The organism is Marinomonas algae (genome assembly GCF_047525555.1).
GTDB lineage: Bacteria > Pseudomonadota > Gammaproteobacteria > Pseudomonadales > Marinomonadaceae > Marinomonas.
The window spans coordinates 109,770-125,082 of record NZ_JBLIXK010000003.1; the positions used below are offsets into that span (position 1 = coordinate 109,770).

The following is a 15,313-nucleotide window of genomic DNA, read 5'->3' on the forward strand; positions in this document are numbered from 1 at the left end:
ACATCAAAGAGGAAAAATCGATGAAAAAAGTACTATCAACATTAGGATTAACCGCTGCAGTAGGCTTAATTTTACCTCAGGTTGCTGTGGCGAAAGAGACCATAGTAATTGGTGAAGTAAGTTGGGATGCTTCGATTGCGATTGAGAATATATTGAAAGTAATCATGGAAGAAAACTTCGATGTAGATGTGGAAATCATCGCCGCCGATCAAGCCGCAATTTGGTCAGCAATGGATAAAGGTAAAGGAAGCGTGGATATTCACCCTGATATCTGGAGCTCTTCACAAACAGAGCCTTTAGCTAAATTTGTTGCGAAAGGAAGTAGAGAAAGTGTGAAGGTCAATCAACATCCTTATTTGGGAACAGATGGGTTTTATATACCGGGTTATATTCAAGACGAATACAACGTGAAATCTGTTTATGATTTGAAAAAACCTGAAATTGCGAAACTGTTTGACTCAGATGGTGATGGATTAGGTGAATATTGGCCTGGAGCACCGGGTTGGACAGGGGTGAAGATCAACCAAGTAAAAGCAAAAAGTTATGGTTTTGATGAATACTTTGAGCCTGTTGTGGTTTCAGACTCCATCATCAAAGCTCAGTTGAAAACGGCTTATCGTAAGAAGGAAGGGATCTTGTTTTACTACTGGACGCCAGAGTGGCTTCATTACGCGTATGACCTTAGAAAGCTTGAAGAGCCTAAGTTTACTGGGTACGCCGGAGACAGTAAAAAGCAACATGAAGACTACAATCCAGAAGGTTGCTACAAATTTAATGACACAGAAAACTGGCTAGAAGACAGCGATATTACCTGTAATATTCCAGAAACTGAGATTTACATTGGCTACTCTACATCCCTTGAAGAGAGAGCACCTAAAGTAGCTGAATTCTTGAGCAAAGTTACTTTATCTGCCGGTTATGTGAGTGAATGGGTGTATAAAATCGCCAGTGAAAATGAAGACCCTGTTGATATGGCGGAAGAGTGGGTGAAGAATAATCCTAAAGTCGTTGAAACTTGGTTACCTTAAGCTTGGAATTTAATAAGGGGTTGAGCCAATAAATGGTTAAAAAATACCCATTAAGTGTATTGATGACAAACTTTGTAAATCAAAGTTTGTCATTTTTTCCTACAGACGTTGTGACGCAAGGTGTTGATGCACAAAGAGCAGCCTATCGAGCGATGACTTCTCATTTTGCCTGCTCACCTCCGTCGAATCTGGTTGTTGAAAATAGCAGTGTTGAAGGTGTTCCTGTAAGGCGCTATATACCTGAAAATTCTTCAAATAACCTGCGAATTTTGTTTGCTCATGGCGGTGGTTGGTATTTGGGAAACTTGGATAGTCATGATAGCTTTTGTGCTCATTTAGCTTCTGACTGTGACGTAGAAGTGATTGCTATTGATTATTCACTGGCACCAGAGTCACCATTTCCTGCTGGCCTAGATGACATCGAACGAGTTTATCAATCCCTAGTCACAAATAGCTCACCAGCGATTATGTTGATGGGGGACAGTGCTGGAGCAAATTTAATGGCGGCTTTATCCCTGCGTCTTCGACGTAAAGGACAGACTGGTGCTTATGCACAATGTTTTATTTATCCTGCCTTATCAAAAATTGGCACGTTAGCCTCCCACAGGGCTATGTCTGACGCTCCCTTGTTGGATTTGGACAGTCTCTATTTTTGCTGGGAGCAATATATTCAAACACCCAATATATCTGCTTTGGAAGCGGAAGAGTTGAGGCCTCTTGAAGCGCAAAGTCATGAATTTTTACCCAATACTATGCTGTTTGCCGCCGAGTTCGACCCACTAGTAGATGATGCCCGTAATTATCAGCAAGCACTGCAGGCGGCAAACGTTTCTGTTCAATTGTGTATTGTTCGCGGTTTGGTTCATGGTAGTTTACATGGCTTTAACGTCACAGAAGAAGGTGGAATTCTCTATTCAAAAGTCTGTGATTATGTTCGATCACAACTGGATATATTGGTGAGCTAATGCTGTGAGTCTCTCATTTACTGCTAAGTCCGGAGCGTTAATTGTCGGAGAGGATGGCGTGATCACCCTCTCTTTTTTACTTTTACCAGAGTATGGAATGATATCTCTGTTATCTGCCATAGAGCCTCTTAGGATTGCAAATCGTCTGGTTGGTAAAGAAGTCTTTCGCTGGGAATGTTTAAGTGAAGATGGCAATGCCGTATACGCGAGTAATGGTATGGCTTTGCAGCAAGCTATCTATAAAGCGACGGATAAAAAGCCGTTGAACCTATTCGTGAATGCCAGTTTTCACCCTGAACAACATATCAACAAAGAGACAATCAAGTGGCTGCAAGGCTTGAATCAACAGAAGTCTGTAATTGGCGCACTGGATACAGGGTGCTATTTATTGGCACAAGCAAAGCTTTTAGATGGCTATAAAGTAACGCTTCACTGGGAAGCCAAACCTGCCCTTGAAGAAAGGTACCCTAATTTAAATATTAGCAATGAGCTCTTTGAGATAGATAGAACGCGAATTACCTGCGCAGGCGGCACGGCTGTTAGTGACATGGTATTACACTTGATTGAACAATACACAAATGCAGATATGGCGATACGGGTGTGTGATCAGCTAATTAAAAATGGTGTTAGAAACCGCGAGGATTATCAAACGGTGAACTGGATGAAAAGGGTGCATACTTACAACCCCAAGGTACTAAAAGCCTTGGAGTTAATGAGTCAGCACCTTGAAGTCCCTCTGTCGAGTAAAGAGCTAGCGACTGCCTTGTCTATTTCGACAAGGCAGCTAGAACGATTGTTTATCCGTTACCTGAACATCTCACCATCAAGCTATTATTTAAAGTTACGAATCGAACATGCCCATAACTTACTACTCGATTCCAGCTTGAACATAACCCAAATTGCTTTTGCTAGTGGGTTTGGTTCTGCTGCCCATTTTGGTCGTTGTTTCCGAGATTTCTACGGTATCACAGCCACCCAATTAAGAACTCAGGCAAACTAGCAGGCATTAGTTTTCATGTCGCTCAAGTACTCTAATTCTTGATAGCAATTCGTCCCGATCAACATAACAGCCTTGCAAATGGCGAGAGCCAGATGTTAGATCAAACGCGTTGCGGGCATGGAGAACACGGCGGTTATCAAACACCATCAAATCACCGGCCTTAAGGCGGTAAAAAAACTGGAATCTCGGCTCTCGGGTGAGTTTTATGAAACAGCGGTAAGCTCGGTATAAGGCTAAGGTTTGACAAGCAGGTACGTCGAAAGAGCCTCTTAAAAAGTTGGCTAAACGAACTTCAACAATTTCACCATGACTGTCTGTCATAATCACGGTACTCCGAAAGCGATAGTCACTTTGACGATCTTTATTATGAAATGGCATAGGAACTGTTCTGAGCGTATCAAACTCTTCTGGATGGTTCTCTTGCATATATCTGGCGATCTTAAAGCCATCTACCAAGATAGACTCGCCACCACTGGCATCATTGATCAAGCAGTGCAAGAACTGCAAACCGGGTTGCAACTCTCGGGTAGGTAAATCCGTGTGCAAAGGCAAGCGTAAATCCGTATAAGCACTGCTGTTAGCATCGGCTTTGGCTTTAACATTGAAAATAGTGCCAAAATTCGTTTTGCGAATAAAAGATATCTTGTTCGCGACCTCAACTAAATCATTGGGTGCTTGGTTGGTTTTAGTGATGAGTGCAACACCGTAGTCCCTCAGTTGGCGCAGCCATATCAAAAGCTGAGTGTCACTTTGAGTGATTTCATCAAACGTACTTTTCGGCAGTTCCGTGGCGATGCTCGATTTGTCCCATAATCTAGGTTTCCATTGGTTTGCCTCTACTGTGCTCTTGCTATAACAATGCTCTCGAAGCCAGCCAGGGTGATATTTACTTATGTGTCCCTCATGGTTCCATTCCACTACCAATCTATGGTCATCAGTAATATATGCATGAGAAGGTTTGATCGTATAAGGCACATCACAAATTTCAAACACTTGCTCTCGCGTCAGCATGCTGACGCACTCTGAGCAGTGACAGTTATCTCGCAACCATAAAAAGTGATATTCGCTTTCGTGGTCATCATCCCAAACAATGCTTAGTGACTCATCATGTAAAGTGATGGAAAGGGGTAACTGTTCAATAGAATAAGGCGTAAAAGAAGCAATCTCTGTTTGTGTATCGAACATATTCATAAGATATCCTTGTGATGACAAAACGGTGTTTTAAACGGATTTGAGAGTCATCTTATAAGGCTTAATACACTTAACAGTATTATCGAATCGACCAGTTATAGCATTTAAACGACATCTTCTATTGTGGGGTGGTTTACAGATCCCATTTGACAGGGTGGCGGAGATGCTGGGCGTTAATTAAGGCTCAATTCCCCCAAAAAGAGGGAATTATATTTGGAAAACAGGGGGGGGATTTTGCTTATCCGGATTTTATGCCGCTTGATCAGCTTCGTCCGCTTCTTCTGGCTCGACTTTTACTGTTCTTCCGGCAATCAGGCCAAGTTCAAACAGCATCCACATTGGAATGGCTAACAAAGTTTGGGAAAAGATATCTGGAGGCGTGATCAACATACCGACAACAAAACAGCCAAGGAAGATATAAGGGCGTTTTTTCGATAGCGTTGCTACGGTAGTAACGCCTGCTTTTATTAACAAATAAGTTGCCACCGGAATTTCAAACGTCACACCAAAAGCAAAGAAAAGCTTTAAAACGAAGTTTAGGTAGTTGTTAATGTCTGTCATTACCGTTACTTCGCCTGGTCCAACTGTGGTGAAAAAGCCAAAGATCAACGGCAATACCACGTAATAAGCGAACAAGACGCCAGCATAAAACAGAAAAATACTCGAAATGAGCAAAGGAATCGCGATGCGTTTTTCATTCTTATACAAAGCTGGTGCGATAAAAGACCATGCTTGGAATAATGAATAAGGTACAGACAACAAAACAGCAACCGCAAAGGTTAGCTTGAGAGGCGCCAGAAATGGTGAAGCCACTTCGGTTGCGATCAAAGAACTGCCAGCTGGAAGCAGCAAGCGTAATGGCTCAGAAACAAGCAAATACAGCTCGTTGGCAAAAGAGTATAAACCTAGAAAAAGAACCAGAATAACCAGAACCGCTTTCAATAAACGATTTCTAAGCTCAATAAGGTGAGAAACTAAAGGGGCTTGGTTAGAAGAACTTGTACTCATAATGCGTTCTATATCCGCAGGTCGTTGGAAAAATCAAAATGGATGTTAATTAACCACGAGGTTGTGTTGGCTCTGCTATTGGTTCTTTCTCTGGTGCTGGAGACGCCTCATTTGTCTCTTCGGCTTTCTCAGGTTCAGGAAGGTCTGCTGTTTCTCGCATTGGCTCCTGAGCATAAGACTCAGGCACAGGCGTAATGGTGTTTTGGATGCTTTGGCCTTCTTTGAGAATACGCTGATTGGTTTCCGCGATTTTCTGTTGCAGCTCTTCTTGATCAAGCTGTGCATTAATTTCTCTTTGTACAGAGTTAATGCTGCGACGGATTTTACGTACCCACAATCCCGCCGTTTTTGCGGCGTGCGGTAAACGTTCAGGGCCAAGAATTAATAAGCCAACAACAGATACAACAACCAGTTCAGAAAAACCAATATCAAACACGGATTATGCGCTCTTGTCGTCTTTTTTTGCTTCAGAATCAATTACTTTGTTCTGAGCTACTTTTTCATCTTCTGGCGTGTCTTTATCAACGGCTTCTTTAAAGCCTTTTACTGCACCGCCTAAATCAGAGCCTAGATTCTTAAGTTTTTTTGTACCGAATATAAGCACCAAAATGGCCAAAACGATCAACAATTGCCAAATACTGATTCCACCTAACATGCATTTCTCCTGCTTATTAATAAAGTGTGGTCTGTTCTTTCATGGATTATTTTGTGCGATTGGCTTTTTCTTCTAAACCGGACAAGTTAAATCGGCGCGCTAATTCATCCAGTATGGCATCAGGGCCAATATCTAAATGGGATAACATAACGAGAGTATGGAACCAAAGGTCGGCTGTTTCATACACTAGGTCAGACTTATCACCGGAAACCGCTGCATCTTTTGCTGCAATAATGGTTTCAACGCTTTCTTCACCTACTTTTTCTAGGATTTTATTTAATCCTTTTGCATGTAGGCTTGCTACATAAGAAGAGTCTGCTGCAGCCTTTTTACGTTGTTCTAGAGTTGCCGCTAATTCAGCCAATACATCGCTTTTCATTATAGTCTCTCAAATGTTACGGTTTTAATACAATTAAATATAAGCCAAGTAAAACTAATCCGAAACTGGTTAGGTCGGCGGCTTGTAAATGGGATAGTGAGCTTGGATCTGTGATGGCCCAAGCGCCCCCTAAACTTAATAAACCTAACAGCCTTAACGGTAAACGGCTGCGGTTTTTTTTCATTTCAACACCAAGCTGATGAATGGCGTCTGTTTGAGCTTGCATGCGTTCTTCTTGCTGAGATATTTGCGACAAAGCAGAGAAGATTAAGTTTGGAATTTGAGGAAGCTGTCCAGCCCATTGTGGTGCTTGTTTACGAACTTCTTCCATCACGCGTTTGGGCCCCATTTGTTCTCGCATCCAGCGCTCTAAGAAGGGTTTTGCTGTTACCCAAAGATCTAAGTCAGGGTAAAGCTGGCGGCCTAATCCTTCAATGTTTAATAAGGTTTTTTCCAAAAGAACCAGCTGTGGCTGAACTTCCATATTGAATCGACGAGCCGTTTGGAATAAGCCAATTAAGACTTGGCCAAAAGAAATGTCTTTGAGTGGTTTGGCAAACATGGGTTCACAAACACTGCGAATAGCCGATTCAAAAGCATGAACCGGAGTGCCTTTAGGTACCCAACCACTTTCGACGTGCAGCTCTGCGACTAAGCGGTAATCTCGTTGGAAGAAAGCCAAAAGGTTGCGCGCTAAATAGTTTTTATCTTCATCGTCTAGGCTTCCCATGATGGCGCAATCCAGAGCAATGTACTTTGGTCTTTCTGGATTGGTTACATCAACAAAAATGTTGCCAGGGTGCATGTCTGCGTGGAAAAAACTGTGTGAGAAAACCTGAGTGAAGAATATCTCCACACCCCGCTCGGCCAAACATTTCATATTAACGTTAGCTTTGTTTAGTGCTGGAATGTCAGCCACAGGAATACCAGAGATGCGCTCCATCACCATCACATTACGATGACTGTAATCCCAATAAACCTGAGGCACATACAGCAAATCTGAGTCAGTGAAATTGCGTTGTAAAAGGCCAGTGTTTGCTGCTTCTTTGGCTAAGTCTAATTCATCAAGAATGGTGTATTCGTAATCTGTAACCACTTCAACAGGGCGTAAACGACGGCCATCTTCGCTTATTTTGTTTACTAAGTGCGCCAATGTATAAAGTAGCTTGATGTCTTTGCCGATGGTCTTTTCAATGTTTGGGCGAATGACTTTTACAACAACATCTTCACCGGAATGAAGTTTGGCTGTGTGTACTTGAGCAATAGAAGCGGATGCCAAAGGCTCAACAGAAAATTCAGCAAATAATTCAGATACCGGCGCTTTTAAGTCGCGTTCAATGATTCCTTGAGCTACTTTCCCTGAAAATGCAGGGACTTTGTCTTGTAGCTTAGCCAGCTCATCGGCAATGTCGTCATCTAATAAATCCCGACGAGTAGACAGGATTTGTCCGAACTTCACAAAAATAGGGCCGAGCGATTCCAGTGCTAAGCGCAAGCGTTCGCCTTTGTTTTTACTGGCGTTTTTACGACCAATAGAACAAATCACACCTAAAGTGCAGCGTATGTACCAAGGTAAGAGCGAAAAGGGAATAAACACATCAAGGCGAAAGCGAATTACCGTAAAGATAATCCGCAATAGGCGAAAAACACTGGTCAACATAATTAGAATTTAAACCCTTTGTGCAGCGCCACAATACCGCCGGTTAAGTTTTGGTAGCTTGTGCGCTCGAAGCCAACTTCATCCATCATGCTTTTTAAGGTTTCTTGATCAGGGTGCATTCGAATAGACTCAGCCAAATAACGGTAGCTTTCTGAATCATTGGCGATCAACTTACCCATTGCTGGTAATAAGCGGAAAGAGTATTGGTCATAAACCTGAGACAGCATTTCTGATTTTGGCTTGGAAAACTCCAAGACCAATAATCGGCCGCCAGGTTTTAATACGCGGTACATAGAAGCCAATGCTTTGGATTTGTCTGTTACGTTTCTGAGGCCAAAAGCAATAGTGATGCAGTCGAATGTGTTATCAGGGAAAGGTAGCGCTTCCGCGTTCGCTTGAACAAATTTTACGTTACTAACCACACCTTGGTTCGCTAATTTATCGCGACCAACTTTCAGCATGGAGTCGTTAATGTCAGCCAGAATTACTTGGCCTTCACTGCCAACTAAGCGAGAGAATTTGAGGGTTAAGTCGCCAGTTCCACCTGCAATGTCTAAGACTTGGTTGCCTGCGCGAACACCAGATTGGCTAATGGTGTGGCGTTTCCAAAGACGATGAACACCACCGGACATAAGATCGTTCATTATGTCGTATTTGGCAGCGACGGAATGAAAGACTTGTGCAACGGCTTGGGCCTTTTCATCCGTAGGGATTTCTTTAAAGCCAAAGTGGGTGGTTTTATTCTGATCGTCTTGCATAAACTACTTCTTCATCCTATATGACGGTATAGAACAGTGTATAAGTAACAACACTGCTTTTATGTGAATAGCTATTGTAACCGTGACAGTGGAGTACGGGTACCGCTTTTTATTGCTTCTATCTTTCTATTAAGACTTTATTTCGGCCTGATTCTTTTGCCAAATAAAGTTGTTTATCTGCCCGTGAAAATAAAGATTCAGGGTCTTCTTCGGGAGCTAGCTGAGCGACACCGATAGAAACCGAAATAGAAACGGGCTCGCCTTGCATATTAAAAGGTGTCTTTTCTACGGCTTGGCGAATTGTCTCTGCTCGTTTCATGGCTTGTTCGCTGGTGGTGTTTGGAAACGCTAATACAAACTCTTCTCCACCATAGCGAAAGAATAAGTCCTCTTTTGCTAATACGGTTCGGATTTGTTTTGGGACTAGTCGCAATACTTTGTCACCCGCTAAATGCCCCCAAGTATCATTTACTCGCTTAAAGTGATCTATATCGCACACAGCTAAACAAAGTGGCTGTTGCTTTTTTTGCATGAGTTTACAAAGCGGTAAAATGGCGTCTTGGTAAGCGGTGCGATTCGGTAAATCTGTTAAGGAATCTGTCATAGCTTGAGCCAGCCTTTCCTGTAAAAGCGAGCGCAAAGAGGTGGTGTCTTTTTCCATCCTAGTAACTTTGTTTTTTAGCATGGTAATGGACTGAGCTGCTTGCTTTTCCTTTTCTAACATACTGGTTCGGTATTCCGTCATAGTGTCAGAAATGGTGGTGAGGCGATCGTTAATTAAGTCTTTCAAGCTGTCTAAATTGTTTGCGCCTTGAACGGCTTTAGAGGTGTCTTCTACTTGTAATTGAAGTTTAGTGTTCAAGCCTTCTCGACTTTCAGAAAGTGATTTCTGAGACTGATAACTTGTCACGACTGTTGCGTTAATGCTGGCCAGTTGCTTGTTTAGTTGGCTGAGGTAATTAGTCAGATTTTCTTGGGTTTTACCAATAATAATCATGATGAAGTGAATGACTTCATCTAGTAGTTCTGGGAGTCTTTGTAAGTTGTCATTCTTCAGCAATGCTTTTTTAAGTAGAGCAACTTCTTCATCGTAATGACTGGGTAGTTGTAAGTTATTCATCAACCCTGAAAGAGCATGGCTAATTTGCAGCATAAGCTCTCTATCATTGGCTTGTTGAATAGTTTGTCGTTTTTGATTCAGTAAGCGTTTAAAGAAAGAGCTTTTAGCTTGGCTAGCTTCATCAATAGGCGTGTTTAGTGTTTGTTCAGCAAGAGATTGGAAAGCTTTTAAAAGCTCTGGCCATTTAGAGGGTGCATGCCAATGTGAGCGAATTTGCGCTTCTAACTGTTTCTTTTCGTTTTGTGGAACAAGCCGATTGTCTTGCTTTTCAAGTAGGTCGATTAAATCTTGTAGAGAGCTTCTGACTTGTTTGGCTCTATTATGTTGAGCCGCATCAATTTTGATGAGCAGAGGTTCTGCATTACTGAGGGCATCAAGAATTTCTTCAGTATTGGCGCCCTTGGCAATGATGTGGCGAATATGACGGACAACAGGGTCCAATTCTGGATCATTCCCCTCAGCCAGCATACTGGTTCGGGAGACTGCTTTCCTTAGCGCTTCAATCAGTTTATCACTAGATGATTCCGTCATATCGCCTCATTTGTTAATTTTGTCTTTCTTTTTCTATTAAGAAGTTTACGACATTAAAAATGTTTTGGTTACCATTCGCTGTTTGAGCAGACACTAGGTATTTACCATTTACTATAATACCTGGGACGCCACGAGCGCCATAAGCACGTATTTTTGCGTCGGCTTGGCTTAAACGGCTGTTTACTGCAAAGGAGTTGAACTGCTTACGGAACTCATCTTCGCTGACTCCGTAGTTCTCAAAGAAGTTTGCTAGTGCATCTTCTGAGTTTAGACCGCGACGCTCAACATGAATAGTATTAAAGATATCAGCACGCATTTTTCCTTCAATACCTAATAAATCAGCAACGTAAAACGCTTTTGCGTGAGCTAACCAGTTGCGACCAAATACAGCTGGAAGGTATTTGAAATCCACATCGTCGGCTAGGTCTTTTTTCCAAGCGTTGACATAAGGTTCAAGAGCGTTGCAATGCGGGCAGCCATACCAAAAAATTTCGGTGACTTCTATTTTACTTGGATCGCTTGTGCGAACTGGGGTTTTAATCGTCGTGTAACCATTGCCATCACTGTATTCTGCTGCGAAAGCAGGAAGTGACATAAAGAAAGAAAGTACCACGGCCGAGAACAGCTTGATCATGAATTGCTCCTAATAATATAAATGACAGGTATCCGTACATCATGCACAGAATCGCTATGGAATACGATTATCTAATAGTGCGAATGTTCCGTGTTTCCTGCAATTTTACATAAAGTTTACATCAAAAAGTTTTTATTTAGCGCTTTTTCTCAAGATTAATGTGAGTGGCTAACTCATTGCCTTTGTTAAATAAACTTCCAGCAATCTATTTGTGAGGCTTGCACGAGTCGTTGTCAGGGACTTATTCCATACTCGCTGAAGGTTTAGCGTGGTAAAAAATCCTATTTACTGGCATTATAGACAGCTAACGAATGAAACCGAATAACCGCTTAATCCAATCTATTGACGAATATCAACTTATGACGCCTTTTGACTCTATTTTCCAGTCTGCACACTTTATAAAAAGTGCCGAGAAACTTTCTCAATGTCCTTTAGACCAAGGAGTTGAAGTCGCATTTGCTGGTCGTTCTAATGCGGGTAAATCCACCGCTTTGAACACGTTAGCGAACCAAAAAAAGCTGGCGAGAACATCGAAAACACCAGGTCGTACTCAGCTTATTAACTGTTTTGGTTTGAATGTTGAAGACCGTCGATTGATTGACCTTCCTGGTTATGGTTTTGCAAAAGTGCCAATTGCCATGAAAAAAGTATGGCAAGCACACATGCAAGATTATCTGATGAACCGCCGCTCTTTAGCGGGCGTTGTTTTGGTTATGGATATTCGCCACCCATTAAAAGAATTCGATGAAATGATGTTGGATTGGGCGCGAGCAAACGGTATGAAAGTGCATGTGTTGTTGACCAAGTCTGACAAGTTGAAGCGTGGCCCGGCAAAATCGACCATGTTAAGCGTGCAAAGAGTGATTAAAGAGCAGGGAATTGAAGGTTCTGTACAAACTTTTTCTGCTTTAAACGGTGATGGCGTAGATGCATTAAGAATTAAACTTGCGGAATGGTTAGTACTTGAAAACCTAGAAGAAATTCCAATTTCACCCAATGCATAAGGTTTGACGCTTAACCGCTTAGAAAATACGACATAAAAAAAGCCTGTTAAGGCTTTTTTTATGTCTGTCGTTTTACTAAATGATTCGCTTATTGAGGCTTTAAATACGCTTTTAGGAAAGTATCGAAGTCTACTTCATCGGCCGCTTCTATTTCTGTTTGTTCTTGCAAAGAATGTTCTGCTTTTGCTTTAAACTCATTGGTCAGTGAATCCGATAACGGCATAGTCATCCACTCGGATTGTTGCTCTTTCGACAGTGTTAACATGGCATTTTGGAAGCCTTGATCTGTTTTGCAACGTTCCAATAATTGAGCAGATGGAAGTAGGCTGATGTCTTTAAGCTTCTGAATTTGCGTTTCCACCGCTTCTGTATAGGCTGTGTTTCCAGTTTTGGTAGAAAGGAAAGCGGCCACTTCGGTTAGTTCGCTCAGCATACTGTCTGCTTTGTCTCTTAGTTTTACTGGGCCTTGGCCAAAATCAAAATTCATTTCCAAATCACGACCATGCTCTGCGATTTCTTGCTGCATTTTGCGAAGTTGGCTGCATTCCTTCATGTCTAAATGCTCGTCACCGCGTAACATGCAATACAGCAAAAACACATCAATAAAATACAAAGTAGAAGACTGCATGCCAATGGAAGAGCTAGGGTCCAAATCCATAATACGAACTTCTATGTATTCCACACCTCGGGATTGCAGTGCTGCGCTTGGGTGTTCGCCTGGCTGAGTGACACGTTTAGGACGAATGTCACTGTAGTATTCATTTTCGATTTGTAGCAGGTTGGTGTTTAGCTGACGATATTCACCATCCACTTTTACGCCAATGTTTTGATAAGTCTCATAAGGCGTTTGCAGGGCTTTTTTGATGGTTTTAATGTAGGTGTCAACTTCGTTATAGCAAACGTATAAATCCGCTTGAGCTTTATTCTGGTAGCCAAGATCACTCATGCGAAGGGACGTGGCTTTTTCACCGAACCAAGTGTTTTTGTTTAACTCGCCCAAATGATTTGGCTTGGAGGCTAAGAAGCTTTCGTCAATGGCAGGAGAAGCGCCAAATAATAAAGAAAGCATCCATGAGCTACGACGGAAGTTTCGAATCAAGGCAAAGTAGCTTTCAGACTGAAAAGCCTGTTTTTGCGCTGGCGTAAGATCGGTTTTTCCTTTGTAGTTCTCTAGGAACAGCCAAAAGTCTTTATCGAAGGAAAAGTTGTAGTGCATGCCAGCGATGCATTGCATGATGCGACCATAACGATTGGATAAACCTTCGCGATAAACACGCTTCAATTTGCCTGTATTGGATTCGCCATAATAGGCAATAGGAACATCTTCATTGCCGCTCAAATAACACGGCATGCTGGCTGGCCACAAACATTCATCTTGTTTGTAAAGCTCATGATTAACTAGATTGTGAATGTCTTCGAGTTCCTTGATAACGCCTTCGACACTTGGGTGAACTTGTGTGATGAACTCCATCAAGGATTCAGAATAATCTGTGGTAATTGAGCTGTGAGTTAAAGGCGAGCCTAAAGACTTGGGATGTGGTAAGTGGGAAATTCGTCCATCGGCTCTAGTGACTCGAAGTGCTTCTCGTTCAACGCCGCGATGGAAGGTTAATGCGGAGAATGAAGTTGTCTGTTGGCAGTGTTTCGCCAGAGCTTGTAACGCATCAGTTAAAGTAGTCAAGAAGTCATCCTTCCAATATGAAGCCGAGGCTTGTTCAAAATAAATTCTTAGAATTGTACAAGGCCGAGCTTCTTTTCAGCAAGTCAGAGTTCCCAAGTGCACAAAGTATGCGGATTTAAAAAGCAAAAACGCAACATCAAATGATATTGCGTTTTGTTTTTTATAGTAGAAACAGCGTAATAATCTTTTAAACTTGTGATTACAAACGCATCTCAATGCCTGCATTTGTCATGCACTGCTTGGCTTCCTCGATACTGTATTCACCGAAATGGAAAATACTGGCGGCTAATACGGCATCCGCTTTGCCTTTGGTCACGCCTTCAACAAGGTGATCCAAATTACCAACACCGCCAGAGGCGATTACAGGTACATGAACCGCTTCACTGATGGCGTGAGTGACGCCCAAGTCGAAGCCGTTTTTCGTACCGTCACGATCCATACTGGTTAAGAGGATTTCACCCGCGCCGTATTCGACCATTTTCTTCGCCCACTCAACAGCGTCCAAACCAGTTGGTTTACGACCGCCATGAGTGAAAATTTCCCATTTGTCAGCTTCGCCTTCGGCACTGACTTTCTTCGCATCAATGGCAACGACAATGCATTGTGAACCAAAGCGTTCTGCTGCTTCACGAACAAATTCTGGGTTAAACACAGCCGCGGTATTAATACCGACTTTGTCTGCGCCTGCGTTTAGCATGCGACGAATGTCATCACAGGTACGAATGCCGCCACCAACGGTTAAAGGAATAAACACCTGGCTGGCAATGGCTTCCACCATGTGAACGGTGGTTGCGCGATCGTCAGAGCTGGCGGTGATATCAAGAAAGGTAATCTCGTCTGCGCCTTGCTCGTTATAACGTTTGGCCACTTCTACAGGGTCGCCTGCATCACGGATATCAACAAATTGAACGCCTTTAACAACTCGTCCGTTGTCCACGTCAAGGCAAGGAATAATGCGTTTTGCTAAGCCCATTTTTGGCTCCTACTAACGATTGAGATGATGAAATATGCTGCTGAGTCCATAGAAAACTATGGCTTGCCATCCCAATGAATAAAGTTCTTATAAAGCTGTAAACCGTCTTTGTGACTTTTCTCAGGGTGAAATTGCACGGCAAAGACATTATTACGAGCCAGTGCAACGCAGAATTCCAAACCGTAGTCACAAGTACCAGCCATTTCTGTTTTGTGTTCTGGCACAACGTAAAAGCTGTGCACGAAGTAGAAGCGAGCATTGTCTGGAATGCCTTCCCAAAGAGGGTGTTGAATGGTTTGTTTTACTTGGTTCCAGCCCATGTGAGGCACTTTTAATTTACTGCCATCGTGGTCTTTGTGTTGTTCGCCAAAAAACAGCGCATTGCCTTGGAAGTGATTAAGGCAATCGACGCCACCGTTTTCTTCACTGTGGCTCATCAAAGATTGAATGCCAACACAGATCGCCAAGAAAGGTTTTTCGGCCATGGCTTTACGAATGCTTGGTACTAAACCTGTATTGTGCATTTCACCAATACAATCACGGATAGCACCAACACCCGGTAATAAAACTCGATCTGCCGCATCAATAACAGCGGGATCGCTGGTCACGACTACCGAAGTGTTTTCATCGGCAACGTGCTCAAGCGCTTTGGCAACCGAATGCAGATTGCCCATGCCATAATCAATGACAGCAACCGTGGACTTTTTTGCTTCACTCATATTTTTC

At 42.6% G+C, this 15,313-nt stretch carries 16 protein-coding genes; 4 read left to right on the forward strand and 12 right to left on the reverse strand.

All coding sequences use genetic code 11. From position 1 onward, the window contains the following. Positions 1 to 20 precede the first annotated feature (20 nt). The 3 genes from ACMUMQ_RS06725 to ACMUMQ_RS06735 all read left to right on the forward strand — a co-directional run bounded on the left by ACMUMQ_RS06725 (position 21) and on the right by ACMUMQ_RS06735 (position 2,993). Positions 21 to 1,028, forward strand: coding sequence for an ABC transporter substrate-binding protein (locus ACMUMQ_RS06725; protein ID WP_414681240.1), 1,008 nt, complete (start codon positions 21 to 23; stop codon positions 1,026 to 1,028). 62 nt (positions 1,029 to 1,090) lie between these two features. Further along, a complete protein-coding gene (locus ACMUMQ_RS06730) occupies positions 1,091 to 1,993 on the forward strand; it encodes an alpha/beta hydrolase (RefSeq protein WP_414681241.1) in 903 nt (300 codons plus the stop codon). A gap of 97 nt (positions 1,994 to 2,090) precedes the next feature. Continuing rightward, positions 2,091 to 2,993, forward strand: a complete 903-nt coding sequence (locus tag ACMUMQ_RS06735; protein WP_414681242.1) for a GlxA family transcriptional regulator — start codon at positions 2,091 to 2,093, stop codon at positions 2,991 to 2,993. Positions 2,994 to 2,999: 6 nt separating this feature from the next. Here ACMUMQ_RS06735 and ACMUMQ_RS06740 read toward each other — a convergent pair whose 3' ends face one another. The 9 genes from ACMUMQ_RS06740 to ACMUMQ_RS06780 all read right to left on the reverse strand — a co-directional run bounded on the left by ACMUMQ_RS06740 (position 3,000) and on the right by ACMUMQ_RS06780 (position 10,929). Next, the gene (locus ACMUMQ_RS06740; protein ID WP_414681243.1) at positions 3,000 to 4,184 is read right to left on the reverse strand and encodes a TauD/TfdA family dioxygenase; all 1,185 of its coding nucleotides are present in this window, start codon (positions 4,182 to 4,184) and stop codon (positions 3,000 to 3,002) included. A gap of 249 nt (positions 4,185 to 4,433) precedes the next feature. Continuing rightward, positions 4,434 to 5,192: a twin-arginine translocase subunit TatC gene (gene tatC / locus ACMUMQ_RS06745; protein WP_414681245.1), complete on the reverse strand. Its 759-nt coding sequence runs from the start codon at positions 5,190 to 5,192 to the stop codon at positions 4,434 to 4,436. Between the two features lie 49 nt (positions 5,193 to 5,241). Beyond that, positions 5,242 to 5,628 carry a Sec-independent protein translocase protein TatB gene (gene tatB / locus ACMUMQ_RS06750; RefSeq protein WP_414681246.1) on the reverse strand — a complete coding sequence of 129 codons (387 nt, stop codon included), beginning with the start codon at positions 5,626 to 5,628 and terminating at the stop codon, positions 5,242 to 5,244. A gap of 3 nt (positions 5,629 to 5,631) precedes the next feature. Further along, the gene (tatA, locus tag ACMUMQ_RS06755) at positions 5,632 to 5,847 is read right to left on the reverse strand and encodes a Sec-independent protein translocase subunit TatA (RefSeq protein WP_414681247.1); all 216 of its coding nucleotides are present in this window, start codon (positions 5,845 to 5,847) and stop codon (positions 5,632 to 5,634) included. A gap of 46 nt (positions 5,848 to 5,893) precedes the next feature. Next, complete coding sequence (locus ACMUMQ_RS06760) at positions 5,894 to 6,226, reverse strand: phosphoribosyl-ATP diphosphatase (protein WP_414681248.1); 333 nt, start codon at positions 6,224 to 6,226, stop codon at positions 5,894 to 5,896. Between the two features lie 16 nt (positions 6,227 to 6,242). Beyond that, positions 6,243 to 7,886, reverse strand: coding sequence for a ubiquinone biosynthesis regulatory protein kinase UbiB (ubiB, locus tag ACMUMQ_RS06765; RefSeq protein WP_414681249.1), 1,644 nt, complete (start codon positions 7,884 to 7,886; stop codon positions 6,243 to 6,245). Between the two features lie 2 nt (positions 7,887 to 7,888). Beyond that, the gene (ubiE, locus tag ACMUMQ_RS06770; protein WP_414681250.1) at positions 7,889 to 8,644 is read right to left on the reverse strand and encodes a bifunctional demethylmenaquinone methyltransferase/2-methoxy-6-polyprenyl-1,4-benzoquinol methylase UbiE; all 756 of its coding nucleotides are present in this window, start codon (positions 8,642 to 8,644) and stop codon (positions 7,889 to 7,891) included. Between the two features lie 118 nt (positions 8,645 to 8,762). Beyond that, entirely contained in the window at positions 8,763 to 10,295 is a 1,533-nt protein-coding gene (locus tag ACMUMQ_RS06775; RefSeq protein ID WP_414681251.1) for a diguanylate cyclase, read from the reverse strand. Positions 10,296 to 10,308: 13 nt separating this feature from the next. After that, a complete protein-coding gene (locus ACMUMQ_RS06780) occupies positions 10,309 to 10,929 on the reverse strand; it encodes a thiol:disulfide interchange protein DsbA/DsbL (RefSeq protein ID WP_317002568.1) in 621 nt (206 codons plus the stop codon). A gap of 359 nt (positions 10,930 to 11,288) precedes the next feature. Between ACMUMQ_RS06780 and yihA the strand changes: the two genes are divergently transcribed. Further along, positions 11,289 to 11,933, forward strand: coding sequence for a ribosome biogenesis GTP-binding protein YihA/YsxC (gene yihA / locus ACMUMQ_RS06785; RefSeq protein WP_414681453.1), 645 nt, complete (start codon positions 11,289 to 11,291; stop codon positions 11,931 to 11,933). Positions 11,934 to 12,021: 88 nt separating this feature from the next. On the opposite strand, the gene gshA is transcribed toward yihA, so the two are convergent. The 3 genes from gshA to hisH all read right to left on the reverse strand — a co-directional run bounded on the left by gshA (position 12,022) and on the right by hisH (position 15,306). Further along, positions 12,022 to 13,614, reverse strand: coding sequence for a glutamate--cysteine ligase (gene gshA / locus ACMUMQ_RS06790; protein ID WP_414681252.1), 1,593 nt, complete (start codon positions 13,612 to 13,614; stop codon positions 12,022 to 12,024). A gap of 199 nt (positions 13,615 to 13,813) precedes the next feature. After that, entirely contained in the window at positions 13,814 to 14,587 is a 774-nt protein-coding gene (gene hisF / locus ACMUMQ_RS06795; RefSeq protein WP_414681253.1) for an imidazole glycerol phosphate synthase subunit HisF, read from the reverse strand. A 56-nt stretch (positions 14,588 to 14,643) separates the two neighbouring features. Beyond that, the gene (gene hisH / locus ACMUMQ_RS06800) at positions 14,644 to 15,306 is read right to left on the reverse strand and encodes an imidazole glycerol phosphate synthase subunit HisH (protein ID WP_414681254.1); all 663 of its coding nucleotides are present in this window, start codon (positions 15,304 to 15,306) and stop codon (positions 14,644 to 14,646) included. Positions 15,307 to 15,313: the final 7 nt, after the last annotated feature.

Excerpts from the sequence above, each read along its gene's own strand:
- ACMUMQ_RS06725 (WP_414681240.1), top strand. The coding sequence starts at position 21 with ATGAAAAAAGTACTATCAACATTAGGATTAACCGCTGCAGTAGGCTTA.
- ACMUMQ_RS06730 (WP_414681241.1), top strand. The coding sequence starts at position 1,091 with ATGACAAACTTTGTAAATCAAAGTTTGTCATTTTTTCCTACAGACGTT.
- ACMUMQ_RS06735 (WP_414681242.1), top strand. The coding sequence starts at position 2,091 with ATGATATCTCTGTTATCTGCCATAGAGCCTCTTAGGATTGCAAATCGT.
- ACMUMQ_RS06740 (WP_414681243.1), bottom strand. The coding sequence starts at position 4,184 with ATGAATATGTTCGATACACAAACAGAGATTGCTTCTTTTACGCCTTAT.
- tatC (WP_414681245.1), bottom strand. The coding sequence starts at position 5,192 with ATGAGTACAAGTTCTTCTAACCAAGCCCCTTTAGTTTCTCACCTTATT.
- tatA (WP_414681247.1), bottom strand. The coding sequence starts at position 5,847 with ATGTTAGGTGGAATCAGTATTTGGCAATTGTTGATCGTTTTGGCCATT.
- ACMUMQ_RS06760 (WP_414681248.1), bottom strand. The coding sequence starts at position 6,226 with ATGAAAAGCGATGTATTGGCTGAATTAGCGGCAACTCTAGAACAACGT.
- ubiB (WP_414681249.1), bottom strand. The coding sequence starts at position 7,886 with ATGTTGACCAGTGTTTTTCGCCTATTGCGGATTATCTTTACGGTAATT.
- ubiE (WP_414681250.1), bottom strand. The coding sequence starts at position 8,644 with ATGCAAGACGATCAGAATAAAACCACCCACTTTGGCTTTAAAGAAATC.
- ACMUMQ_RS06775 (WP_414681251.1), bottom strand. The coding sequence starts at position 10,295 with ATGACGGAATCATCTAGTGATAAACTGATTGAAGCGCTAAGGAAAGCA.
- ACMUMQ_RS06780 (WP_317002568.1), bottom strand. The coding sequence starts at position 10,929 with ATGATCAAGCTGTTCTCGGCCGTGGTACTTTCTTTCTTTATGTCACTT.
- yihA (WP_414681453.1), top strand. The coding sequence starts at position 11,289 with ATGACGCCTTTTGACTCTATTTTCCAGTCTGCACACTTTATAAAAAGT.
- hisF (WP_414681253.1), bottom strand. The coding sequence starts at position 14,587 with ATGGGCTTAGCAAAACGCATTATTCCTTGCCTTGACGTGGACAACGGA.
- hisH (WP_414681254.1), bottom strand. The coding sequence starts at position 15,306 with ATGAGTGAAGCAAAAAAGTCCACGGTTGCTGTCATTGATTATGGCATG.